At 70.4% G+C, this 23,068-nt stretch carries 22 protein-coding genes and 1 tRNA gene; 9 read left to right on the top strand and 14 right to left on the bottom strand.

The features are described from left to right. Nucleotides 1–57 precede the first annotated feature (57 nt). From nrdE to nrdH, 3 genes are all read right to left on the bottom strand, one after another. Nucleotides 58–2,163, bottom strand: a complete 2,106-nt coding sequence (nrdE, locus tag ASE87_RS13025) for a class 1b ribonucleoside-diphosphate reductase subunit alpha (RefSeq protein ID WP_043596574.1) — start codon at nucleotides 2,161–2,163, stop codon at nucleotides 58–60. A gap of 32 nt (nucleotides 2,164–2,195) precedes the next feature. Further along, complete coding sequence (gene nrdI, locus ASE87_RS13020; RefSeq protein ID WP_043596547.1) at nucleotides 2,196–2,615, bottom strand: class Ib ribonucleoside-diphosphate reductase assembly flavoprotein NrdI; 420 nt, start codon at nucleotides 2,613–2,615, stop codon at nucleotides 2,196–2,198. Between the two features lie 81 nt (nucleotides 2,616–2,696). Next, nucleotides 2,697–2,930, bottom strand: a complete 234-nt coding sequence (nrdH, locus tag ASE87_RS13015) for a glutaredoxin-like protein NrdH (RefSeq protein WP_043596549.1) — start codon at nucleotides 2,928–2,930, stop codon at nucleotides 2,697–2,699. Between the two features lie 328 nt (nucleotides 2,931–3,258). On the opposite strand from nrdH, the gene ASE87_RS13010 reads away from it, so the two are divergent. The 3 genes from ASE87_RS13010 to ASE87_RS13000 all read left to right on the top strand — a co-directional run bounded on the left by ASE87_RS13010 (nucleotide 3,259) and on the right by ASE87_RS13000 (nucleotide 6,059). After that, complete coding sequence (locus tag ASE87_RS13010) at nucleotides 3,259–4,467, top strand: MFS transporter (RefSeq protein ID WP_056229056.1); 1,209 nt, start codon at nucleotides 3,259–3,261, stop codon at nucleotides 4,465–4,467. A gap of 107 nt (nucleotides 4,468–4,574) precedes the next feature. After that, entirely contained in the window at nucleotides 4,575–5,405 is an 831-nt protein-coding gene (locus ASE87_RS13005) for an aldo/keto reductase (protein ID WP_043596553.1), read from the top strand. A gap of 120 nt (nucleotides 5,406–5,525) precedes the next feature. Further along, on the top strand, nucleotides 5,526–6,059 hold the full coding sequence (locus ASE87_RS13000; protein ID WP_043596554.1) for a ribonuclease H: 534 nt from the start codon (nucleotides 5,526–5,528) through the stop codon (nucleotides 6,057–6,059). A 114-nt stretch (nucleotides 6,060–6,173) separates the two neighbouring features. Here ASE87_RS13000 and ASE87_RS12995 read toward each other — a convergent pair whose 3' ends face one another. Next, nucleotides 6,174–6,935 (bottom strand): SDR family NAD(P)-dependent oxidoreductase, encoded by a 762-nt coding sequence (locus ASE87_RS12995; RefSeq protein WP_043596555.1) that lies wholly within the window; start codon nucleotides 6,933–6,935, stop codon nucleotides 6,174–6,176. A 69-nt stretch (nucleotides 6,936–7,004) separates the two neighbouring features. Further along, entirely contained in the window at nucleotides 7,005–9,575 is a 2,571-nt protein-coding gene (locus ASE87_RS12990; protein WP_082452603.1) for an RNA helicase, read from the bottom strand. Between the two features lie 505 nt (nucleotides 9,576–10,080). Here ASE87_RS12990 and ASE87_RS12985 point away from each other — a divergent pair. Then, entirely contained in the window at nucleotides 10,081–10,578 is a 498-nt protein-coding gene (locus tag ASE87_RS12985) for a flavin reductase family protein (RefSeq protein WP_056229053.1), read from the top strand. Nucleotides 10,579–10,606: 28 nt separating this feature from the next. On the opposite strand, the gene ASE87_RS12980 is transcribed toward ASE87_RS12985, so the two are convergent. Then, nucleotides 10,607–10,789, bottom strand: a complete 183-nt coding sequence (locus ASE87_RS12980; RefSeq protein ID WP_056229048.1) for a hypothetical protein — start codon at nucleotides 10,787–10,789, stop codon at nucleotides 10,607–10,609. Nucleotides 10,790–11,048: 259 nt separating this feature from the next. Here ASE87_RS12980 and ASE87_RS12975 point away from each other — a divergent pair, with 259 nt between their 5' ends. Continuing rightward, entirely contained in the window at nucleotides 11,049–11,951 is a 903-nt protein-coding gene (locus ASE87_RS12975; protein ID WP_043596559.1) for an NAD(P)-dependent oxidoreductase, read from the top strand. A 78-nt stretch (nucleotides 11,952–12,029) separates the two neighbouring features. Here ASE87_RS12975 and ASE87_RS12970 read toward each other — a convergent pair whose 3' ends face one another. After that, entirely contained in the window at nucleotides 12,030–14,543 is a 2,514-nt protein-coding gene (locus tag ASE87_RS12970; protein WP_082452602.1) for a beta-glucosidase, read from the bottom strand. A gap of 77 nt (nucleotides 14,544–14,620) precedes the next feature. Here ASE87_RS12970 and ASE87_RS12965 point away from each other — a divergent pair, with 77 nt between their 5' ends. Continuing rightward, a complete protein-coding gene (locus tag ASE87_RS12965; RefSeq protein ID WP_056229045.1) occupies nucleotides 14,621–15,211 on the top strand; it encodes a TetR/AcrR family transcriptional regulator in 591 nt (196 codons plus the stop codon). A gap of 102 nt (nucleotides 15,212–15,313) precedes the next feature. Here the strand turns inward: ASE87_RS12965 and ASE87_RS12960 are convergent, their stop codons facing one another. The 7 genes from ASE87_RS12960 to galU all read right to left on the bottom strand — a co-directional run bounded on the left by ASE87_RS12960 (nucleotide 15,314) and on the right by galU (nucleotide 21,419). Continuing rightward, entirely contained in the window at nucleotides 15,314–16,912 is a 1,599-nt protein-coding gene (locus ASE87_RS12960; protein ID WP_369814012.1) for a methyltransferase, read from the bottom strand. A 100-nt stretch (nucleotides 16,913–17,012) separates the two neighbouring features. Then, the gene (locus tag ASE87_RS12955; RefSeq protein WP_043596562.1) at nucleotides 17,013–17,978 is read right to left on the bottom strand and encodes a DUF4190 domain-containing protein; all 966 of its coding nucleotides are present in this window, start codon (nucleotides 17,976–17,978) and stop codon (nucleotides 17,013–17,015) included. A gap of 130 nt (nucleotides 17,979–18,108) precedes the next feature. Then, the gene (locus ASE87_RS12950; protein ID WP_043596564.1) at nucleotides 18,109–18,312 is read right to left on the bottom strand and encodes a hypothetical protein; all 204 of its coding nucleotides are present in this window, start codon (nucleotides 18,310–18,312) and stop codon (nucleotides 18,109–18,111) included. Nucleotides 18,313–18,529: 217 nt separating this feature from the next. Next, nucleotides 18,530–18,605 (bottom strand) — tRNA-Ala (locus ASE87_RS12945). 67 nt (nucleotides 18,606–18,672) lie between these two features. Then, nucleotides 18,673–19,725 carry a hypothetical protein gene (locus ASE87_RS12940; RefSeq protein ID WP_082452682.1) on the bottom strand — a complete coding sequence of 351 codons (1,053 nt, stop codon included), beginning with the start codon at nucleotides 19,723–19,725 and terminating at the stop codon, nucleotides 18,673–18,675. Between the two features lie 115 nt (nucleotides 19,726–19,840). Then, a complete protein-coding gene (locus ASE87_RS12935; RefSeq protein WP_056229038.1) occupies nucleotides 19,841–20,488 on the bottom strand; it encodes a GNAT family N-acetyltransferase in 648 nt (215 codons plus the stop codon). A 16-nt stretch (nucleotides 20,489–20,504) separates the two neighbouring features. Then, nucleotides 20,505–21,419 carry a UTP--glucose-1-phosphate uridylyltransferase GalU gene (gene galU / locus ASE87_RS12930; protein ID WP_369700709.1) on the bottom strand — a complete coding sequence of 305 codons (915 nt, stop codon included), beginning with the start codon at nucleotides 21,417–21,419 and terminating at the stop codon, nucleotides 20,505–20,507. 48 nt (nucleotides 21,420–21,467) lie between these two features. Here galU and ASE87_RS12925 point away from each other — a divergent pair, with 48 nt between their 5' ends. The 3 genes from ASE87_RS12925 to mscL all read left to right on the top strand — a co-directional run. Next, complete coding sequence (locus tag ASE87_RS12925) at nucleotides 21,468–22,046, top strand: 5-formyltetrahydrofolate cyclo-ligase (RefSeq protein ID WP_043596571.1); 579 nt, start codon at nucleotides 21,468–21,470, stop codon at nucleotides 22,044–22,046. A gap of 26 nt (nucleotides 22,047–22,072) precedes the next feature. Then, nucleotides 22,073–22,501, top strand: coding sequence for an FmdB family zinc ribbon protein (locus ASE87_RS12920; RefSeq protein ID WP_056229036.1), 429 nt, complete (start codon nucleotides 22,073–22,075; stop codon nucleotides 22,499–22,501). A 95-nt stretch (nucleotides 22,502–22,596) separates the two neighbouring features. Further along, a partial coding sequence (mscL, locus tag ASE87_RS12915; RefSeq protein WP_082452681.1) for a large conductance mechanosensitive channel protein MscL occupies nucleotides 22,597–23,068 on the top strand: 472 nt, incomplete at its 3' end.

The following is a 23,068-nucleotide window of genomic DNA, read 5'->3' as shown; positions in this document are numbered from 1 at the left end:
GGGCCGGTCGTCGAGACCGGCCCACGCCGGGTGGCGCAAGGGCTCGGGGCGCAGGGCCTAGAGCATGCAGCTGACGCAGCCGTCGACCTCGGTGCCCTCGAGTGCGAGCTGGCGGAGACGGATGTAGTAGATCGTCTTGATGCCCTTGCGCCATGCGTAGATCTGCGCCTTGTTGATGTCGCGCGTGCTGGCGGTGTCTTTGAAGAAGAGCGTGAGCGACAGGCCCTGGTCGACGTGCTGCGTCGCCGCGGCGTAGGTGTCGATGATCTTCTCGGGCCCGATCTCGTACGCGTCGGTGTAGTACTCGAGGTTGTCGTTCGTCATGAACGGCGCCGGGTAGTACACGCGGCCGAGCTTGCCCTCTTTGCGGATCTCGATCTTCGACGCGATCGGGTGGATCGACGAGGTCGAGTGGTTGATGTACGAGATCGACCCGGTCGGCGGCACGGCCTGGAGGTTCTGGTTGTAGATGCCGTGCTGCATGATGCTGGCCTTGAGCGCGAGCCAGTCGTCCTGCGTGGGGATCGCGACGCCGGCGTCGGCGAACAGTGCCGCCGCCCGCTCGGTCTCGGGCTTCCACTCGGTCTCGGTGTACTTGTCGAAGAAGGTGCCCGACGCGTAGGTCGAGTCCTCGAAGCCGCCGAAGGTGACGCCACGCTCGATCGCGATGGTGTTCGAGGCGCGCAGGGCGTGGAACAGCACCGTGTAGAAGTAGATGTTCGTGAAGTCGATCGCCTCGGGCGTGCCGTAGTGCACACGCTCGCGGGCCAGGTAGCCGTGCAGGTTCATCTGGCCGAGGCCGATGGCGTGCGACTGGTCGTTGCCGACCTCGATCGAGCGGACCGACGTGATGTGGCTCATGTCGCTGACGGCGCTGAGGCCGCGGATCGCGGTCTCGACGGTCTTGCCGAGGTCGGGCGCGTCCATCGAGAGGGCGATGTTCATCGAGCCGAGGTTGCAGCTGATGTCCTTGCCGATCTCGTTGTACGAGAGGTCTTCGTTGAACGTGGTGGGCGTGTTGACCTGCAGGATCTCGGAGCACAGGTTCGACATGTTGATGCGGCCCTTGATCGGGTTCGCCTTGTTCACCGTGTCTTCGAACACGATGTAGGGGTAGCCCGACTCGAACTGGATCTCGGCGATCGTCTGGAAGAAGTCGCGCGCCTTGATCTTGGTCTTCTTGATGCGCGAGTCGGCCACCATCTCGCGGTACTTCTCGCTGATCGCCACGTCGCCGAAGGGGACGCCGTAGACCTTCTCGACGTCGTACGGCGAGAAGAGGTACATGTCCTCGTTGTTCTTGGCGAGCTCGAACGTGATGTCGGGCACGACGACGCCGAGGGACAGCGTCTTGATGCGGATCTTCTCGTCGGCGTTCTCCCGCTTGGTGTCGAGGAACCGCATGATGTCGGGGTGGTGTGCGCTGAGGTACACCGCGCCGGCACCCTGACGGGCACCGAGCTGGTTCGCGTAGCTGAAGCTGTCTTCGAGCAGCTTCATGACGGGGATGATGCCGGAGGACTGGTTCTCGATCTGCTTGATCGGCGCGCCGGCCTCGCGGATGTTCGAGAGCGACAGGGCGACGCCGCCACCGCGCTTCGACAGCTGCAACGACGAGTTGATGCCGCGCGAGATCGACTCCATGTTGTCTTCGATGCGCAGCAGGAAGCAGCTGACGAGCTCGCCGCGCTGGGCCTTCGCGGTGTTGAGGAAGGTCGGCGTGGCCGGCTGGAAGCGGCCCGCGATGATCTCTTCGACCAGGTCGACGGCGAGTGCCTCGTCGCCCTGGGCGAGACCGAGGGCGGTCATGACGACTCGGTCTTCGAAGCGCTCGAGGTAGCGCTTGCCGTCGAACGTCTTGAGCGTGTACGAGGTGTAGTACTTGAACGCACCGAGGAAGGTCTGGAACCGGAACTTCTTCGAGTAGGCGAGGTCGTTCAGCTTCTCGATGAACGCGAAGTCGTACCGCTCGATGGTCGCGGCCTCGTAGTACTCGTTCTCGACGAGGTAGTCGAGGCGCTCGCGCAGGTTGTGGAAGAAGACCGTGTTCTGGTTGACGTGCTGCAGGAAGTACTGCTTCGCCGCCTCGCGGTCCTTCTCGAACTGGATCTCGCCGGACGGGCCATAGAGGTTCAGCATCGCGTTCAGGGAGTGGTAGTCCATCCCCGAGCTGAGCCCTTGCCCCGGTGCGGCGATCACTTCGAGGTCATCGACTGCTGCGTCCAAAATTCTTCCAATCCTGTGTGTACGGCTTGTACGTCGTCTGGTGTTCCGAAGACTTCGAAACGGTAGAGAAGGGGAACGTCACACTTGGCCGAGACGATGTCGCCGGCCAGGCAGTAGCCCTCTCCGAAGTTGGTGTTGCCCGCCGCGATCACGCCTCGGATGAGGCGCCGGTTGCCCTCGTCGTTGAGGAACCGGATGACCTGCTTCGGGACGGCGCCTCGCCCCTCGCCGCCACCGTAGGTCGGCAGGACGAGGACGTAGGGGTCTCGGACGTGGAGCGGCGGCTCGGACGGGAACAGCGGGATGCGCTGGGCCGGCAGACCGAGCTTCTTGACGAAGCGGTCGGTGTTGCCCGAGACGCTCGAGAAGTAGACGAGTTCGTTCGTCACGTCGAGTCATCGCCTCCGAGGTGAGGTGGGGCCGGGCCCCGGGTCACGGTCCTGCTGGTCGGGCGCGGGGCGCCCGGTCGACTAGTCGACCTTGGCGGCCAGGGCGGCGATCTTGTCGGGGCGGAAACCGCTCCAGTGGTCGTCGTCGGCGATGACCACGGGGGCCTGCATGTAGCCGAGGGCGCGGACCTTCTCGAGAGCGGCGTCGTCGGCGGTGACGTCGAGCACGTCGTACTCGATGCCCTTGTTGTCGAGGGCTCGGTAGGTGGCCGTGCACTGGACGCAGGACGGCTTGGTGTAGACGGTGATGGCCATGGGATCCCCTGTGTTCTGGCCGGCCCCTGAGGCCGGATCGGTGGTTCGTGAGCCTCGGGGCGTAGTGCCCGTGGCGACTCTTCGATACTACATCTAGTGGCCCGGAGTTGCCCCCACAACTAGATGCGGTGTTACACGCCTGTAGTTCGTCTCGCGGAGTTCTCCACAGGGAACCGCACACGTTTTGCACAGAACGAGGGCGGTTCTCCCCGGTTCTGGTCTGTTCTCCACATGTTCGTCCCCACCACCGACACTCGTCGATCCGTGTCCCCAGTTCGGGACCACGGCGTGTCGCGCACCCTGGCCCCACTCGTAGACTTGTCCCCTCGTGAGCACCTATTCGACCCTGCTGAAGACGCCCGGCGTCTCGCGCATCATCGCGGCCCAGCTGACCGCGCGCTTCCCGTTCGGCATGCTGTCGCTCGCGTTCCTGCTGCACGTCGAGCACGTGCACCACTCGTACGCCGCGGCCGGCCTGGTGCTCGCCGCGACGAGCATCGGCCAGGCGATCTCGGGCCCGCTCACCAGCCGCTGGATGGGTCGGTGGGCGATGCGCCCCGTCCTGACCCTGACGCTGATCGTCTGCCTGATCACGATGGTCACCTTCACCCTGTACGACTTCTCGGTGCCGGTGTTCATGGCGCTCGGTTTCGTGACCGGCCTCAGCGTGCCGCCCGTCCAGCCGGCCGTCCGCACCATCTACCCCAAGATGGTCACCTCGAACCAGCTCACTCCCCTCTTCTCGCTCGACGCGTCCGCGCAAGAGATCATCTGGGTGGCCGGCCCGGTCATCACGACCTTCGTCGGAACGCAGATCGGCACCCGAGAGGCCATCTGGCTCGCCGCGGCCTTCCTGGTGGGCGGCGGCATCTGGTTCATCGCGTCGCCCGAGGTCGGACGCGTCCGCATCCCCCGCAGCAAGCGGGCCTTCGGCAAGGTGCTCGCGCGGCCGACCGTGCTGCTCGCGACCGTCGCCGGATTCCTGCTCATCGGTGCCTGCGCCGCGGTCGAGGCGGGCGTCGTCGCGCTCTTCGGCGAGGGCAGCGCCGACTCGGGCATCGCCCTCGCGATCTTCGCCGCGGGGTCGTTGGTCGGTGGCCTCGCCCTCGGGCACGTCCCGGTCGGCCCGTGGGCGCTCGCCCGCCGCATCGCCATCGTCTTCGTGGGCATGACCCTCGCGATCTTCGCGACGGGCCTGTGGCCGATCAGCATCACGCTGCTGATCGCGGGCGTCGGCATCGCCCCCGCCCTCGCCGTGATGTTCGCGATCGTGTCGTCGAGCGTGAAGTTCAGCGACACGGCCGAGGCCTACGGGTGGGCCGGCACGGGCCAGCTGATCGGCTCGGCCCTGGGTTCGGCCATCGCCGGCTTCGCGATCGACCACATCGGCGGCCAGGGCGGACTCATCGTGGCCGCCTGCTTCGCCTTCGTCGGCATGGTCGTCGGCGCCGCGTTCCACAAGGCCCTGCCCGACCTCCGCGGCCGCGACGCGAGTCCCCTGCCCGACACCGAACCGGTGCCGGTCCAGACGAGCTGACCCGCGCCTCCTCGTCCACGGGGCGACGGGCCCGGCACGCAGCGTTCACCGGACGGTCGCCGAGGCCCGGCGACACGGGTGGGTCGGACGCTGGCAGAGTTGAGGGCATGCCCTCCATCGACGTGCCCCAGATCACCCTCAACGACGGCCGCACGATCCCCCAGCTCGGCCTCGGCGTCTACAAGGTCGCCGACGACGAGGCCGAACGGGTCGTCGAGACCGCCCTCGGCGAGGGCTACCGCCACCTCGACACCGCCGAGTTCTACGCCAACGAGACAGGCGTCGGACGTGCCCTCGCGGCGTCCGGCGTTCCCCGTGACGAGGTCTTCCTCACGACCAAGGTCTGGAACACCGCGCAGGGTTACGACGAGACGCTCCGCTCGTTCGACGAGAGCCTGACGAAGCTCGGCACCGACCACGTCGACCTCTACCTGATCCACTGGCCCGCCCCGAAGCAGGACAAGTACGTCGAGACGTACCGGGCCCTCGAGACGATCCGGGCCGAGGGCCGGGCGCTCTCGATCGGCGTGAGCAACTTCCAGGTCGCCCACCTCGAACGCCTGATGGCCGAGACCGACGTCGTGCCGGCCATCAACCAGGTCGAGGCGCACCCGTGGTTGCAGCAGCACGAGCTGCGCGCCTTCGACGCCGCCCACGGCATCGTCACCGAGGCGTGGTCGCCCCTGGCGCGAGGGCGCATCCTGGACAACGCCGCGCTCGTGCGCATCGGCGCGAAGCACGGGGTCACCCCGGCCCAGGTGACGATCCGCTGGCACCTGCAGCAGGGCCTCGTCGTCATCCCCAAGTCGGTCACGCCGTCGCGCATCCGCGCCAACCTCGACGTCTTCGGCTTCGAGCTCGACGCGGGCGACCTCGCCGCCATCGCGGGCATCGAGACCGGCGAGCGCACGGGCTCGCACCCCGACCACAACGGCTGACCCGGTCGACCGCGACACCGCCGCCCGATCCCGACACCGCTGCAGGAGGCGCGGGTCCGGTCGGTCGCGCCCGGCACGTTACCGTGGACCGGCAACCCGTCGACGCAAGGAGCACCCCGCATGACCATCACCGCCGCAGCAGACGGATCGGCCCTCGGCAACCCCGGCCCCGCCGGATGGGCCTGGTACGTCGACGACGAGCGATGGGCCGCCGGCGGCTGGCCACGGGCGACGAACAACCAGGGCGAGCTGACCGCCGTGCTCGAGCTGCTGCGCGCCACCGCCGGCACCGACGACGACCTGCACATCCTCTGCGACAGCCAGTACACGATCAAGGCCTGCACCGAGTGGATGCCCGGCTGGAAGCGCAAGGGCTGGCGGAAGGCCGACGGCAAGCCCGTGCTGAACGTCGAGATCCTGAAGGAGCTCGACGCCGCCCTGGCCGGCCGGAAGGTCCGCTTCGAGTGGGTCCGCGGCCACGTCGGCCACGAGATGAACGAGGCGGCCGACGTGCGGGCCCGGGGCGCGGCCACGGCGTTCCAGAACCGCACCGAGGTGCCGTCCGGGCCCGGGTGGCCGGGGGCACCGGTCGCGACGACCGACCCGATCGCGGCGCCGGCGACCCCGCCCGCGCCTCCTGCGACGCTCTTCTGATCCCGCGACGAACCGCACCGCGAATCGTGCACCGCACCTGATCCGGACGCGGTGCCGTGCACGAGACGCCGTGCCGTGGTGGGCCGTGCCGTGTCGCGGCACGGCGCGGCGCGGCTACATCGAGGGGTGCGTGCTCGACAGTCCGCCGTCGACGACGAACTGCGCGCCCGTCGAGAAGGCCGAATCGTCGCTCGCGAGGTGCAGGGCGAGCCCGGCGACCTCGTCGGGCTTGGCGAGTCGACCCCGCGGGCTCATCGCGCGGAACGCGTCGAGCACCTGCGGCTGGGCCTCGACCTGGCGGCGGAACAGTGCGGTGTCGGTCGGGCCGGGGTGCAGCGAGTTGATGCGGATGTTCCAGCCCTCTTGGGCGGCGTGGGCGGCACTCGACCGGGTGAGCCCGACCAGGGCGTGCTTGCTCGCCGTGTAGGCCGCGTCGTCGCCGAAGCCGAGGAAGGACGTCGCCGGGGCCAGGTTGATGATCGACCCGCCCTCGCCGTCGGGGTTCGCGCGCATCTGCTCGATGGCGAAGCGGGTGCCGAGCATGACGCCGGTGACGTTGACCGCGAAGACGCGGTTCCAGCTCTCGAGCTGGGTGACGTCGATCGACTGGCCCGAGACGATGCCGGCGTTGTTCACCAGGACGTCGAGTCGGCCGTAGTGCTCGGCGATGCGGTCCATGACGCGCTTCCAGTCGCCGCCGTTGGCGACGTCGTGCTGCACGAACTCGGCCCCCGTCTCGGCCGCCACGGCCGCCCCGTCGACGATGTCGGTCGCGACGACCCGGGCCCCCTCGTCGGCGAACCGACGGACGATCGCCTCGCCGATGCCCGAGGCTGCCCCGGTGACGATGGCGACTTTGCCGGACAGACGAGACATGGCGACCTCTTCGTGGTGGAACGCGGGTGGAGCTGGTCGGCTGCCGGGGTGGGGCAGGACCCTACGAGATTACCCCTCGACGGGTGACGGTCGGCTCCGTTCGGAGGCCGGCCCGACGGCCGTGACCGTCACGACGGCCTCGCCCCGCTCGTCGCTCGAGGCGAGGTCGACGACGGCCGAGATGCCGAAGTCGTGGTCGCCCTCGGGATCGGCCAGGATCTGCCGAACCCGCCACACCGTGGGCAGCTGCTCGACCTGCAGCATCTGCGGCCCCCGGGCCGCGGCGTCCGTGCCGATGGAGTCGTACTCGTCGTAGTACCGGTCGAGGGCCTCGCCCCAGCGGTCGGCGTCCCAGCCCGAGCCCGCGTCGAGGGCGCCCAGGGCGTCCGCGTCGTCCCGGGCGGCGAGTTCGACGCGACGGAACAGCTCGTTGCGCACCATGATGCGGAACGCCCGGGCATTGGCGGTGAGGTTGCGCAGCGTCGGAGGCACGATCTCGTCGTGGGCCTCGACCTCGCGCGGGTTCACCATCTCTTCCCACTCGTCGAGCAGGCTCGAGTCGACCTGCCGCACGAGTTCACCGAGCCACTCGATGACGTCGACCAGCTCGTCGGTCTTCGCCTCGTCGGGCACGGTCTGGCGCAGGGCGCGGAAGGCGTCCGACAGGTAGCGCAGCACGAGGCCCTCGGAGCGGGCCAGCCCGTAGAAGTTCACGAAGTCGCCGAAGGTCATCGCGCGCTCGTACAGGTCGCGCACGACCGACTTGGGGCTGAGCGCGAAGTCGCCGATCCAGGGCTGGGAGGCCGCGTACGTCTCGAACAGGGCCGTCAGCAACTCGTCGAGCGGCTTGGGCCAGGTGACCTCCTCGAGCAGTTCCATGCGCTGGTCGTACTCGATGCCCTCGGACTTCATCGCGGCCACGGCCTCGCCCCGGGCCTTGAACTGCTGTTGCGACAGGATCGGCCGCGGGTCGTCGAGCGTCGCCTCGACCACCGAGACCATGTCGAGTGCGTAGGTGGGCGACTCGACGTCGAGCACCTCGAAGGTCGCCAGGGCGAAGGGCGACAACGGCTGGTTCAGGGCGAAGTTCGCCTGCAGGTCGACCGTCAGGCGGATGGTCGGGGCTCCCCCGTCGGGCGAGGCCTCTTGCACGACGACCTCGGCGGTGCGCAGCGTGCGGTAGATCGAGATGGCCTGCCGCGCCATCGCGTACTGCTTGGCGAGCGGCTCGTGGTTGTCGAAGACCAAGGAGCGCACGTTCGCGAAGACGTCGCCGCCGCGACCGATGACGTTGAGCAGCATGGCGTGGGTGACCTGCATGTGCGAGGTCAGGGCCTCGGGCTCGGCGGCGATCAGCTTGGTGAAGCTGGGCTCGCCCCAGGACACGAACCCGTCGGGCGCCTTCTTGCGGACGATCTTGCGCTTCTTCTTCGGGTCGTCGCCCGCCCGCTCGATCTGCTTGAGGTTGTCGATCTCGTGCTCGGGTGCCTGCAGCGTGACCGTGCCCGAGGTGTCGTAGCCCGCACGACCGGCCCGTCCGGCGATCTGGTGGAACTCGCGTGCGCTCAGCTGACGCATGCGGGTGCCGTCGAACTTGGTCAGCGCCGTCAACAGCACCGTGCGGATCGGGACGTTGATGCCGACGCCGAGGGTGTCGGTGCCGCAGATGACCCGCAGCAGGCCGCGTTGCGCGAGTTGCTCGACCAGGCGACGGTACTTGGGCAGCATGCCCGCGTGGTGCACGCCGATGCCCGAACGCACGAGACGGTTCAGGGTCTTGCCGAAGCCCGTGCTGAACCGGAACCCGCCGATCAGCTCGGCGATCTCGTCCCGTTGCTCACGGCTGGCGACCTTGATGCTCGAGAGCGCCTGCGCCCGCTCGAGCGCCGCGGCCTGCGAGAAGTGGACGACGTAGACGGGGGCCTCGCCCGTCGAGAGCAGCTCTTCGACCGTCTCCTGCACGGGTGTCTGCGCGTAGAAGTAGTGCAGCGGCACGGGACGCTCGACGCCGGTGACCCGCGCGACGGGCCGCCCCGTGCGCCGCGCGAGGTCGTCCGTGATGCGGGCGACGTCGCCGAGGGTCGCCGACATGAGCAGGAACTGCGCGCGCGGCAGCAACAAGAGCGGCACCTGCCAGGCCCACCCGCGCGACTGGTCGCCGTAGAAGTGGAACTCGTCCATGACGACCTGGTCGACGTCCGCGTCGGCCCCGTGCCGCAGAGCCAGGTTCGCGAGGATCTCGGCGGTGCAGCAGATGATCGGCGCGTCGGCGTTCACCGACGAGTCGCCGGTCACCATGCCGACGTTCTCGGGCCCGAAGAGCTCGACCAACGCGAAGAACTTCTCGCTGACCAGGGCCTTGATCGGGGCCGTGTAGTACGACCGTCCACCCTGGCTCAGGGCGACGAAGTGGGCGCCGGCCGCGACGAGCGACTTGCCGGTGCCCGTCGGCGTGCTGAGGATCACCGACGCGCCTCCGACGAGCTCCATCATCGCTTCGTCCTGCGCCGGGTAGAGGGGCAGCCCGCGCGACTCGGCCCACTCGGCGAATGCCGTGTACGCCGTGTCGGCGTCGTACGAATCGGCGCCCGGCGTCGACGGGAGCAGGGCGGCGAGGGGGGCGACGGGAGCGGGCGACATGATGAGTCAACCCTGCACCATCGACCGGGCCGCCGGCGACGATCACAGGCGGGTCGTCCGGCCGCGGGGGCGGGACGGCGCCCCCGCGACCGGCCCCCGGCCTCGTGCCCTGAACCTCCACGAGGTGAGGGGAACTCAAGTAAATCACGAGGAGGCGCGGTGCGCGACCCCGAGGACGCTCGGTCCACGACGACGGCAGGGACCCGGGACGAGAAGAGGGCACGCCCCGGTCGACGAGCAGAACTCGGACCAGGGCGTGCCCACCGGACCCACGGCCGAAGACCTCACGAAGTCGGATCAGGAGACCACGCTGCGTTCGACGGCCGCTTGTCGGGAACGGGCGCCCCGGTAACCAGCCGGTGAGCGCACTACACCGTACCTCGGACAGCCCCCGCGGGGGTGGGTGACTTCCAGGTGATTGGAAGACCTCGTAATCCGGATGAAACACCCGACGGCTACGGTCGCGGATGAACCACTTGGTTCACATCTCACGACGGGAGCCCCGATGACCCGCACCACGTCGCTCGCCCCGGTCGAACGCTCGGCGTTCGCCGCCTTCCCGAGCGGGGTCGCCGCGCTCGCCGCCACCGGGGTCGACGGCCCGGACGGCATGGTCGTCTCGAGCTTCACGGTCGGGGCGTCCTTCGACCCGCCGATGGTGACCTTCGCCGCACGTCAGGACTCGGCGACGTGGGCCCGCCTGCGCACGGCACCGAGCCTCGGCGTCTCGGTGCTCGCCGCCGACCAGGGCCTGCTCTGTCGCCAGCTCTCGTCTCGCACCCGGGCCGCCCGCTTCGCCGACGTCGACCACGTCGTCACCGACGACGGGGCCGTCCTGGTGTCGGCCACCCCGTTGCGGCTCGAGTGCGTCGTGCACCGCGAGGTGCCGGCCGGAGACCACGTGGTCGTCATCTTGCAGGTGCTCGGCGCCGAGGTCGACGACACGGCTGCACCGCTCGTCTACCACGGCACCGCCTTCCACTCGTTGCAACCGATCGGCTGACGGGCCGACGGGCCGACGGGCCGACGGCTCAGGCGATGCGCCCCGGGCCTCCGAGCAGACCGTCGACCTGGTCGACGGCGCCTTCGACGGCGGCCTCGTCGGCCGGGGACTCCCCGTTCAACTCGACCTCGTCGGGGCTGTCGCCGTGAACGGCGGCCGGGTCGGTGCGCGCGTCGGCGTCGTGGTCAGCGGGGTTCGTGGGCGTGCTCATGGGGGCCTCTCTCGGGGGCCGACGCTCGACCCCGGTGCGCCCGAACCTACCCCGGCACCTCCGAGACGGCTCCCAGCGCGTCGGGACCGGCACCGCGCCTCCCGGGAGTCGAGAGGGAGTCCGGAGGGAGTCGGGAGACAGTCGAGCCGACCACCCGCGTCCGACCACGGACGGCCGCCGACTAGTAGAAACGAGGGAGGCGCGCAGCCCCATCCCCGCACCTCCAGACCCGCCGGGCGCCCGGCAGAAAGGGCCGACGATGTCGTCTCCCCGCACCCCCACCACCCGTGTCGCCGTCACCGGCGGCAGCGGCAAGCTCGGCCGTGCCGTCGTGCGCGACCTCGCCGAGCACGGCTACGAGGTCGTCCTGCTCGACCGCGTGCCCAGCCCCGACCCCGTCGAGGGCGTCGTGTTCGTCAAGGTCGACCTGACCGACTACGGCCAGGTCGCCCAGGCCCTCACGAGCGTCGACGACCGGTACGACCACATCGACGCCGTCGTGCACCTCGGCGCGATCCCGGCCCCGGGCCTGGTGCCGAACGCCGCCCTCTTCACGAACAACGTGACCTCCAGCTACAACGTGTTCGCCGCCGCCCGCGCCGCGAAGATCCGCAACGTGGTCTGGGCCTCGAGCGAGACCCTGCTGGGCATCCCGTTCGACATCGACCCGCCCTACCTGCCGCTCGACGAGGAGTACCCCGTGCGACCCGAGTCGTCGTACTCGCTCGGCAAGGCCGTCGAGGAAGAGATGGCGCGGCACTTCACGCGCTGGGACCGTCAGCTCAAGCTGATCGGCCTGCGGTTCTCGAACGTGATGGACGACGGCGACTACTCGGAGTACCCCTTCGACGAGACGCCCGAGAAGCGCACCTTCAACCTGTTCTCGTACATCGACGCCCGCGACGGCGCCCAGGCCGTGCGGAAGGCGCTCGAGAGCGACCTCGTCGGCTTCGAGGCGTTCATCATCGCGGCGTCCGACACCGTGATGAACACGCCGACGGCCGTGCTCGCCGAGCAGTACTGGCCGCAGGTCGAGAAGCGCCGGGCCGTCGAGGGCGTCGAGCCGCTGCTCAGCAGCGACAAGGCCCGCGACCTGCTCGGCTTCGTGCCCGAGTTCTCGTGGCGCGAGTGGGGCGAGCGCACGGGCAACCACCGCGGCTGACGCCCCCTCGGCGAACCGACGACCCGCGCCTCCTGATCCGACGGACCAGGAGGTGCGGGTCGTGTCACGCGGCGCGCCTCACCCCTCGAGCACCACCGTCGCCTCGAGCGGCAGCTCGGCCACCGACGAGCCGACGTGCAGCGTGAACGCACCCGGCTCGTGGGCCCAGGACCCGTCGCGCCAGTCGGCGAAGGCCCGGGCCGGGACGGTCACCTCGACACGGCTCGTCCCCCCGGCCGGCACGACGACCGGCGCGAACCCGACCAGCCAGAGCACCGGACGGTCCACCACGGAGTCGGGACGCGAGGCGTAGACCTGCACCACGTGCTTGCCCTCGCGGGCACCCGTGTTGGCGACGTCGACGGCCACCTGCACCGCGCCTCCCGCGGTGACCGACGGGGTCGTGTCGAGGCCCGACAGTGACCAGGTCGTGTAGCCGAGGCCGTGCCCGAACGGGTAGGCCGGGGTCGTGCCGGCCTTGAGCCAGGCGCGGTAGCCGATGTGGATGCCCTCGTCGTAGACGACCTCGCCGTCGACGGGCGTGACGTCGATGACGGGCACGTCCGCCTGGGTGGCGGGCCAGGTCGTGGGGAGGCGCCCGCCGGGCTCGACGGCACCGGTGAGGACGTCGCCGAGCGCGTGGCCGTACTCCTGACCGCCGAACCAGGTGAGGAAGAGCGCGTCGACCTCGTCACGCCAGGGCATGGTGACCGGTGAGCCCGCGTTGACGACGACGACCGTCGTCGCGGCGGCCGCAGCCACGCGCGAGACGAGCTCGTCCTGACGGCCGGGCAGGCCGAGCGAGGTGCGGTCGAAACCCTCGGACTCGACCTTGCTGTTCGTGCCCACCACGACGATCGTCAGGTCGGCGGCCGCCGCGGCCGCGACGGCCTCGTCGATCAGCCCGGCCGGGTCGCCGTCGTCGGGCTCGATGCCGAAGGTGTAGCTCAGGGCTCCGCCGAGTGCGCTCGCCCCGATGGTGTGGTCGACGACGACGTCGATCGGCCGCCCCTCGACGACCGCCACGGCGGCCGACTGCGACGGCGGCGCGAGGAACGCCGCACCGAGGTCGTCGCCGACGGCCTCGCTCGTGCCGTCGAGCACGACCTCGCCGTCGACCCGGATGACCGAGTGGCCGACCGAGGCCACGCCGAGCAGGATCTCGCCCGTGACCTCGGGCGTGTACCGGGTAGAGAACCGCACGGTGTCGCTGCGCTCGATGGGTGCGTCGCCACCGAACCAGACGAGCGCGGTGGCCCTGCGGTCCTCGGCGAACAGTTCGTCGTCGCCCGAGCGGAACGACACGCGCACGCCGGGTTCGCCCGTCTCGGGGTTGGTGATGCGGTCGAGGGGCAGCTCGGCCACCCCTTCTTGCACGACGGCACCGACCGAGTACGTCACGGTCGCGTCGGGGAAGGCCTCCTCGATGCCCTCGACGGGCGTGACGACCTTCTCGGGCAGCACGGTGGCGCTGCCGCCGCCCTGGGTGCGGGCGAAGCGGGCGTTGTGGCCGACGACCGCGATCGACCGGACGGTCGAGGGGTCGACCGGCACCGCGCCTCCTCGGTCGTGGGCCAGGACGGTGCCGGCGGCCGCGGCCTCGCGGACGAACGCGATGCCGTCCTCGACGGTGGTCGGCGACGCGGCCACGGGCTCGAAGCCTTCGAGGGCGCCGACGCGGGCGGCGAGCTGCAGCAGGCGCAGCACCTTGCGGTCGATGGCGTCCTCGGACACCTCGCCCGCGCGCACGGCGGCGACGAGGGCGTCGCCCCACGGGCCGTCCGGGCCGGGCATCACGAGGTCTTGCGAGTGCTTCGCGCTCTCGACGCTGCGGACGCCCGTCCAGTCGCTGACCACGACGCCGTCGAAGCCCCACTCGCTGTTCAGCGGGGTCTCGAGCAGCTCGTTCTCGGTCGCCGTGACGCCGTTGATCGAGTTGTACGACGACATGACCAGCCAGGCGTGCGCCTCGGTGACGGCCTTCTCGAACGCCAGCAGGTAGAGCTCGCGCAGGGCCCGGTCGCCCACCACGGTGCTCGCGGTGAAGCGGTCGGTCTCGTAGTCGTTGGCCACGTAGTGCTTGGGCGTCGCGCCGACGCCGTTGTCCTGCACGCCGTGGACGTACGCCGCGGCGAGCTCGGCGGTGAGCACGGGGTCCTCGCTGAACGCCTCGAAGTGCCGACCGCCGAGGGGCGACCGGTGCAGGTTGATGGTCGGGCCGAGCACGACGTCGACGCCCTTCCGGCGCGCCTCGACGGCGGCCGCGGCACCGTAGCGGCGGGCCAGGTCGGGGTCCCAGGACGACGACAAGGAGGAGGCGCTGGGCAGGTTCAGAGACGGCGAGCGTTCGTCCCACACCTCGCCGCGCACCCCGCTGGGGCCGTCGCTGACCAGGATGCGCCGCAGGCCGATCTTCTCGTTCGGGTGGGTCGTCCAGAAGTCGCGGCCGGTGAGCAGCTGCACCTTCTCGTCGAGGGTGAGCCGCCCGAGGAGCTCGGTGAGTCGGGCCTGGTCGTGTCGTGCCCGGTCGTGTCGTGCGTGGTCTTCTCGTGCCTGGTCGTCGGCCGCGTCGCCGTCGTGGTGGAGGGTCATGACGTGACGCTACCAGCGAAAACCGAGTGACGGTGGGTTTCGGGCCCGACCCCCGACGCTCGCGCTAGCCTGACCGCATGGCACAACGGGGTTCGTACGCGAAGGGTGTGGCCAAGCGGACGGAGATCCTCGACACGGCGCTCGACGTGGTCGCCCGCAACGGCTTCCGCGGCACGTCGGTGAAGGAACTCGCCGACTCGGTCGGCCTCAGCCAGGCCGGGCTGCTGCACTACTTCGACAGCAAGGACGAGCTGTTCACGGCCATCCTCCGTCGACGCGACGAGGTCGACCTCGCCCTCGCCGACCCGCAGGCGGACATCGTCGAGCAGTTGATCACCGTCATCCGGCACAACGCCGACGTGCCCGGGCTGGTCCAGCTGTTCGCCAGCATGTCGACGGCCGCGACGAGCGACCCGAGCCACGCCGCCCACGCGTACTTCGTCGAGCGGTACGCCTCGCTCCGCACCCAGGCCGCCGACGCGATCACCATCCGCCAGCGGCGGGGAGAGGTGCCGGCGGGCGTCGACCCCACCCGCCTCGCGACGGTGCTGCTCGCGGTCAGCGACGGCATGCAGATCCAGTGGATGCTCGACCCCGCCACCGACATGGCCGAACACGTCGAGCTCGTCTGGCGCCTGGCGCTGGCCGCGGTGGCGACCCCGGCCTGACCCGTCGGAGCCGGTGTCGGCGGACCCGCCCGGCCCGGCGAACGGCACCCGGCTCGCCCGTCCGGCTCAGCACGTCCGTCCGGCTCAGGACGCCCGACCGACTCAGGCCCGCAGCATGCCCGTCGTCACCAGTTCGCGGACCTGCGGCAACAGCTCCGACCGCAACGCGGCCTCGTCCGCCCCGAGCAGCTGGGCGAGGGCGCCGACGATCGCGCCGACGCTGAGCTCGCCGTCGCAGGCACCGACCAGCGCCGACAGGGCCGTGCCCGAGTCGACCGTCCGGGCGAAGCCGCCGCCCTGTCGCAACGAGATGACCGTGGGGTCGTCGTTGCCGGGCCAGTAGTGTCGCTCCTCGGTGACGTCCCCCGCGACGACCAGTCGGCGCGCGGCCAGCTGCTCGTCGTCGAGGTCGCGCAGCAGCTCGATCGCGTCGAGCGTGCCGAGCAGGTGGGCGCCGAGACCGACGTCGTTCTGACCGAGACCGCCCAGGAGGCGCTCCGTGCGCACCACGGGCCGGCTCGCGTCGTCCACGGGTCGCCGCACCGTCAGGTAGCCGAAGCCGACCTCGACGATGCTCCGGGCCTCGAAGTCGCCGAGCCACGCCTCGTAAAGGCGCTCGAAGTCCGCGGAGCCGGGACGGGTGCCGCCGTCTCGGATCCAGGTCTCGGAGTACGCGGTCGGGTCCTGCACCTCGCGCTCGACGACCCAGACGTCGACGGGCACGCCACCACGGGCCGCCCAGTCGGCGACCGAGTACGCCCCCTTCTTACCGGCGACCGCACCCGCGCCTCCGGACTCCCAGTTGCCCAGCAGCTGGGCGACGCCGCCCGGTGCGAGGTGGCGCCCGAGGCCCTCGACGACCGAGGCGACGAGGTCGTCGCCGACCATGCCGCCGTCGCGGTACTCGTACTCGGGCACGCCCTCGGCCCGAGGCGTGATCACGAACGGCGGGTTCGAGACGATGTGGTCGAAGGCCTCGCCGGCGACGGGCTCGAACAGGCTGCCGAGGCGCAGCTCGATGCCGTCGACCAGGTTGAGCGCGGCGTTGAACGCGGCGTAGTCGAGGGCGCGCTGCGAGATGTCGGTGGCCACGACGTGCCGCGCGTGCCGGGCCGCGTGCAGGGCCTGGATGCCACAGCCCGTGCCGAGGTCGAGCGCCCGGTCGACCTGGCGCGAGATCATCAGGCCGGCGAGCGTGGCCGAGGCTCCCCCGACGCCGAGCACGTGGTCCTCGCGCAGAGCCCCCTCGACGACGAGCTCGCCGAGGTCGGAGGCGATCCACCAGCTCGCCTCGCCCGAGGCGTCGACGAAGGCGTACGGGCGGAGGTCGACGAGCGCACGGACCGAGTCGCCCTCGCTCGCCACGAGCCCGAGGGCGACCGCACCCTCGACGCCGAGGGTCGGCAAGGCGTCGACGACCGCGTCGACGTCCTGCGGGTAGCCGAGCACGAACAGCGACGCGAGCGTGGCGGCCGGACGCAGCGACTCGTCGCGCGCGGCACTGCGGGCGAGGGCACGACGGGCGGCGACCCGCTCGCCGCGGAAGAGTGCGGCACCGGCCTGCGAACCCCAGGCGTCGGCTCCCTGCAGCCGCTCGACCGTGAACCCGGACGACGCCAGGTCGGCCCTCAGCCGTGCGAGCGCCTCGGGATCGATCGAGAGGTGGGGCGTCGAGTCGTCGGTGGGGGTCGTCGGAGGCACCCGACCATCATGGTGCAGGAGGCGCGGCGCCGGTCACCGGGACGCCACGGAGCCCCCGTCGTGGGACGACGGGGGCTCCGGCCGGTGGACGCGGGACGGGTCAGCTGGTGAAGACCACGTCGTCGTAGTCGAACGACGGCGACATCTGGAAGACGATCTGGTCGGCGTCGGCCACCGAGAACACGATGCGGTAGGTGATGGTCTGGCCGGCCGGGACGACCGTCGTGGGCGAGCTCTCGATGTCGGAGTCGTAGACCTTGCTGGCCTCGACGCCGCCCGAGGTGGCCGTCTCGTAGGGCATCGGCTCGAAGTTCGCGTCGGTGCCGTTCTCGATCGTCACCGTGAAGACCACGGAGGCCGCCTGGTCGGCGCCGCTCGAGTACTCGCCGGGCGTGTACGCCTCGGGGGCCGAGACCGTCACGGCGACGCCGTCGTCGTAGGTGAAGGTGTCGCCGAAGGCGTTGTTCTCGGCCGAGGCGTCGCTGTCGGCCGAACCGGAGTCACCCGAGTCGATCGAGCCGCTCGTGGGCAGGGAGTCGTTGACGGCCTGGACGGAGGCGAGCCCGATGACGAGTCCGACGATCACGACGGCGAGGCCGATGAGCACGCCGAGGCCCGACACGATGGTGCCGATCAGGGCGAGCATGCGCGCGCCCTTCTTCTTCACGAGCGCGATGATGCCGAGCACGAGGCCGACGATCGCGAGGATCACGCCGAACCCGATGAACGACAGCAACAGCCCGACGCCACCGACGACGATCGACGCGATGCCGAGCCCGTTGCCGCCCTGCGGCGACTGCGGGGGCGCGCCGTAGGCCGGAGCCCCGGTCGGGGCGGCACCGTAGGGCGCCTGCTGGCCGCCGTACGGCTGCTGCGACTGCCCACCGTAGGGCTGCTGCGGGGCACCGTAGGCAGGCTGGGGTGCACTCGGCGGGGGCGTCGTGCCGTACGTCGGCTGCGGAGGCACGGGTGCCGACGGAGGAGGCGTCTGGTCGCCGCGTCCGTTCTCGTCGCGGGGGTCACGGGGTTCGTCGGACGAACCGTAGGGCGGCTGCGGAGTGCTCATGAGGCAAGCATGTCGTGACTTCGGGGATCCGACGGGCCGAACAGGCTGTGCGACCGGTTTTCGTTACCGATCTGTCGTATTTGATTCACCCTGCGCAACCTCTCGGCGGTCACGCGCCCCTCAGGGTCGATCAGGCCGGCAGCACCGAGATCTCGAACTCGCCGTACATGTGGGCTGCGTCGCGCAGGTGGTGCAGCGCCTCCTCGGCCTCGGATCGGGAGTGGTACGGCCCCCGGGCCGGCGCGCCGGGCAGGGCGCGGGCGTACGAGTACTGCAGGTACCAGACGGGGTGATCGTGTTCGTCGTGCTGCACGATGCTGACTGCGAGGGACATGCCCGGATGCTACGACCGCCCCGCCCCTGCCGCGCCCGCTCACAGCGGATACATCAGGTCGCGGGCCGCGGCGCCGAGGCGAGACCCCAGGAAGTCGCCGAGACCACCGGACGCGTCACGGGGTCTCGGCGAGGTCGTGGGGTCTCGGCGAGGTCGCGGGGTCTCGGCGGCAGCCGGCACGAGAAAGGCCCGGGTCGTGATCGACCCGGGCCTGATGTGGTGGAGCTAAGGGGATTCGAACCCCTGACCTTCTCATTGCGAACGAGACGCGCTACCAACTGCGCCATAGCCCCAGAAACTGCTCTGCCACGATAGCACCTCGTCGACCACCGGAAGAACCCGGGCCGGGCGCTCCGGGGGTCAGACGGCGCGACGGCGCTGCAGCGCCTCGTCGAGCGAGAAGTCCGACTGCGGCAGGTCGTCGATGATGCCCATGCGGGCGAAGCGACTCGGGGGGCGAGGGGGCGCGACCGGCTCGACCCGCGCCTCCTCGGCGGGGACGGCGGGAGCCGCGACGGGGGCAGGAGGCGCGGTGCGGGCCACGGACGCGCGTCGCGTCGACTGCAGCGCGGCCTCGGCCCGAGCGGCCTCGCGCAGGGCGTCGTGCTGCGCGGAACGCAGCGACTCGACCGAGCGCCGGGAGTCCTGCTGCATCACGGCTGCCGCGTCCTCCGCCGACGCGGCGTCCGCCGACGCGGCAGGGGCGGGACGCTGTCGACCGCGTCGCAGGTAGAGGGGCTTCGGGACGGGCACGGGCGTCCACAGCCGGGACTCGGCCGAGGCCTCGTCGGCGCGGACGACGGCACCGTCGCCCATGACGCCCGAGAAATCCTTGAGCGGCTGCGCCACGGGTGCGACGACCGCCCGGCGGGCGCGCGCACGCGACACGGCGGCCAGCTGCGTCAGCATCGCGACCGCGCCGGCACCGAAGACGAGGCCGGCGACGACCACCACCCACGACGACGTCAGACCCGCGGCGACGCCGCCGACGACGGCGACGACGCTGACGGCGAGCACCACGGTCGAGACCAGGCGCGAGCGCCGGAGCCGACGGGCCGCGAGGGCGGGATCGCGGTCGGCGGCCCGCAGCACGGGGGCGGCCGCGGCGAGCTCGCGGGTGACGGCACGCTGCCGCGCCGCCTCGTGCGCCCGCCTCAGGGCCTCGCGCCGCGCCTCCTCGTGTCGCAGGATCTTCTGCGCGTCGGCGACCGAGCGGGCGTTCGCCTCGATGCGCACCTCGTCGGGGACCTCGGCCGTCTGGGCGAGGATGCGCAGGGTCTGCTGCAGCCGCACGGCGTTGCGTTCGGTCGCGAGGTACTCGCGTCGACGCTGCCAGGTGGGCACGAGGTAGACGAGCCAGAGCGCGGCGACGAGAGCGAGGACGACGCCTCCACCCCACGACTCGATGTGCATGGTGACCAAGGTATGAGCGGGCGGGCCCTGGAGGCCGCTGATCGACAGGTGTGTCCGCGTGTCGCGGGACGGATCCGCTTCGCGGCCCGACGGAGGACCCGAGCGGGCGGAGTCGCTACAGCGGCAGCGTGCGTCCGGCCTCGGCCAGGGCGTCGGCCGGCACGCTGCCCTGCCCGACCGGCACGGTTCCCGTGGTCCAGCGACGCAGGACCCCCTCGGGCACCTCTTCGGCGACCAACGCGAAGCAGAAGTGGTCGCGCCACGAGCCGTTGATGTGGATGTACCGCCGCCGCAGACCCTCGTAGCGGAAGCCCAGCTTCTCGACGACGCGCAGGCTGGGGGCGTTCTCGGGCCGGATGCAGATCTCCATGCGGTGGAGCCCCAGCGCCCGGAAGCAGTGGTCGGTCGCGAGGGCCACCGCGATCGGCGTCGCGTTGTGGCCCGCCGCCGCCTGGGTCACCCAGTAGCCGATGGTGGCCGAGCCGAGCGAGCCGTAGGCGATGCCCGAGACGTTGAGCTGGCCGACGAACCGGCCGTCGAGCTCGATGGCGAAGGGCAGACCGAGCCCCGCCCGGGCGTTGGTCTGCAGCGACCGGATGCTGCCGCGCACGTCGTGGCTGGTGAAGCCGTTCGGGTTGGTGGCCTCCCACTGCCGCAGCCACGACCTGTTCTCCATCAGGGCCTGGTCGAGGTCGCGGGTGTCACGGAGACGGAGGGGGCGGATGGTCACCGCCCCCTCCGTCAGCGTGGGGATGTTCGTCACGGAACGTGTCGCCTGCTTACTTCTCGAGCCCGGCGGTGAACTCTTGCAACCACGGGCGCAGTTCGCCACCGATGTCGTCCCGGTCGGAGGCGAGCTGCACGATGGCCTTGATGTAGTCGAGCTTGTCACCGGTGTCGTAGCGACGGCCACGGAACACGACGCCGTACACGCCGCCGGTCCACTCTTCGGCGCCGGCCATCTTCATCAGGGCGTCGGTCAGCTGGATCTCGCCGCCCTTGCCCGGCTCCTGCTTCTCGAGGACGTCGAAGACCTCGGGGCGGATGACGTAGCGGCCGATGATCGCCAGGTTCGAGGGCGACTCGCCCTGTGCCGGCTTCTCGACGAGGCCGGTGACCTTGACGACGTCGTCCTCGTCGGTCTTCTCGACCGTGGCGATGCCGTAGAGGTGGGTCTGCGAGGGGTCGACCTCGAGCAGGGCGATGACGGTGGCGTTCTTCTGCCCCTGCACCTCGACCATGCGCGTGAGCAGCGGGTCGCGGGCGTCGATGATGTCGTCACCGAGCAGGACGGCGAACGGCTCGCGTCCGACGTGCATCTTGGCGCGGAGCACCGCGTGGCCGAGGCCGAGCGGGTCGCCCTGACGCACGTAGTGCATGTCAGCGAGGTCGGTCGACTGGTTGACCTTGGCGAGCTTGTCGTGGTCGCCCTTCTTCTTCAGCGTCTCTTCGAGCTCGCTGACGTGGTCGAAGTGGTTCTCGAGCGCGTTCTTGTTGCGGCCCGTGATCATCAGGACGTCGGTGAGGCCGGCGTTGACGGCCTCTTCGACGACGTACTGGATCGCCGGCTTGTCGACGACCGGCAGCATCTCCTTCGGCATTGCTTTCGTGGCGGGCAGGAATCGTGTCCCCAGGCCCGCGGCGGGAATGACTGCTTTAGAAATCGTGAAGCCCATGCGGGTCAGCGTATCCATCCCCGACGTTTCGCGGAGGTTAATAGTCGGACGGTTAAGCTCGTCGTCATGACTGACGACGTCGGCAACGCCAAACGCGCCCTGCGAGCCGAGATCCGCCAGAAGCGTCGCACCCTGGGTGCACACGAGAGGGACCAGGCCACCGAGGGCATCACCCGGCACCTCACCGACCTCGCCACGGGCCTGTCGGTGCGCTCGATCGCGGCCTACCTGTCGACCGACGTCGAACCGAACACGCGACCGTTCCTCAACTGGGCTTTCGCGAACGGCGTCCGGGTGCTGTTCCCGATCACCCGGGCCGACGGCCTGCTCGACTGGGCGGTGGGCGACGGCGAGAGCGAGACCCGCGGCCTGTTCGACCTGCCCGAGCCCGTCGGCGAGGTGCTCAGCCCGATGGCGGTCAACGACGTCGACCTGATCGTCGTGCCCGCGGCGTCGATCGACCACGGCGGCATGCGCATGGGCTGGGGCCGTGGCTACTTCGACAAGACCCTCGGCTCGATGGAGCGCCGCCCGCCCGTCTATGCTGTGGTGTTCGACCCCGAGTACGTCGAGTCGGTGCCCCGAGAGCGGCACGACCAGCCCGTCGACGGCGTCGTCACCCCCTCCGGCATCCACGAGTTCTAGACTCGCCTTCCCTCAGGATCGCCTCCGTGCCCACCTACTCGTACCGCTGCACCGAGTGCGACAACGCGTTCGACATCGTGCAGTCGTTCACCGACGACACCCTCACGGTCTGCCCGGTCTGCGAGGGCAAGCTGCGCAAGGTCTTCAGCCCCGTCGGCGTGACCTTCAACGGGTCGGGCTTCTACCGCACCGACTCGCGCTCGAAGAGCACGTCGGGCTCGGGGTCGTCCGGCTCGGGCGACAAGGGATCGTCGTCCGGCTCGTCCGAGAAGACCTCAGGAGGCGCGAGCGGCTCGTCCTCGTCGGGCACCTCGGGCAGCGGGTCGGGTTCGTCCTCGTCCGGCAGCGGCTCGTCGGGCAGCGGCTCGTCGGGCTCCGGCTCATCGGGCTCCGGCTCGTCCGGTTCGAGCTCGTCCGGTTCGAGCTCGTCGGGCGGGTCGTCCCGCTCGTCCTGACCGCGCCGAAGGCGACCGACGGGATCACCCGAGCGCGCCTCCGTGGTTTGCTGGACGTCGAGAACCTCATCTCGTCGGATCAGAAGGAGTCGCCCGTGAAGGGTTTCAAAGAGTTCATCCTGCGCGGCAACGTCATCGACCTCGCCGTCGCGGTCGTCATCGGTGCGGCCTTCACGGCCATCGTGACGTCGCTCGTGACCAACGTGTTCAACCCGCTGATCGGTGCCGCGTTCAACGCGACCATGCTCGACGAGGCGCTCATCGTCACCATCCCGACGCTCGACGGCGGCGAGGCCCAGCTGAAGTTCGGCGCCGTCATCGGGTCCGCGATCCAGTTCCTGATCATCGCGGCCGTCGTCTACTTCGTGCTCGTGTTGCCGGTGAACAACCTGCTCAAGCGCACCTTCGCCAAGCAGAAGGCGGAAGAGACCCCGGCCGACGTCCCGCCGACCGACGTCGAACTGCTCAGCGAGATCCGCGACCTGTTGCGTGCCCAGGCCGCACCGGCCGTCGGCGGCGGCTCACACGCCGCACCCGTGCTCGAGTCGCGCGACCCGCACAGCGAGA

Source organism: Frigoribacterium sp. Leaf44, from assembly GCF_001421865.1.
Lineage (GTDB): Bacteria > Actinomycetota > Actinomycetes > Actinomycetales > Microbacteriaceae > Frigoribacterium.
The sequence above is the reverse complement of the archived record's forward strand: the minus strand, read 5'-3'. Positions and strand labels throughout refer to the sequence as shown.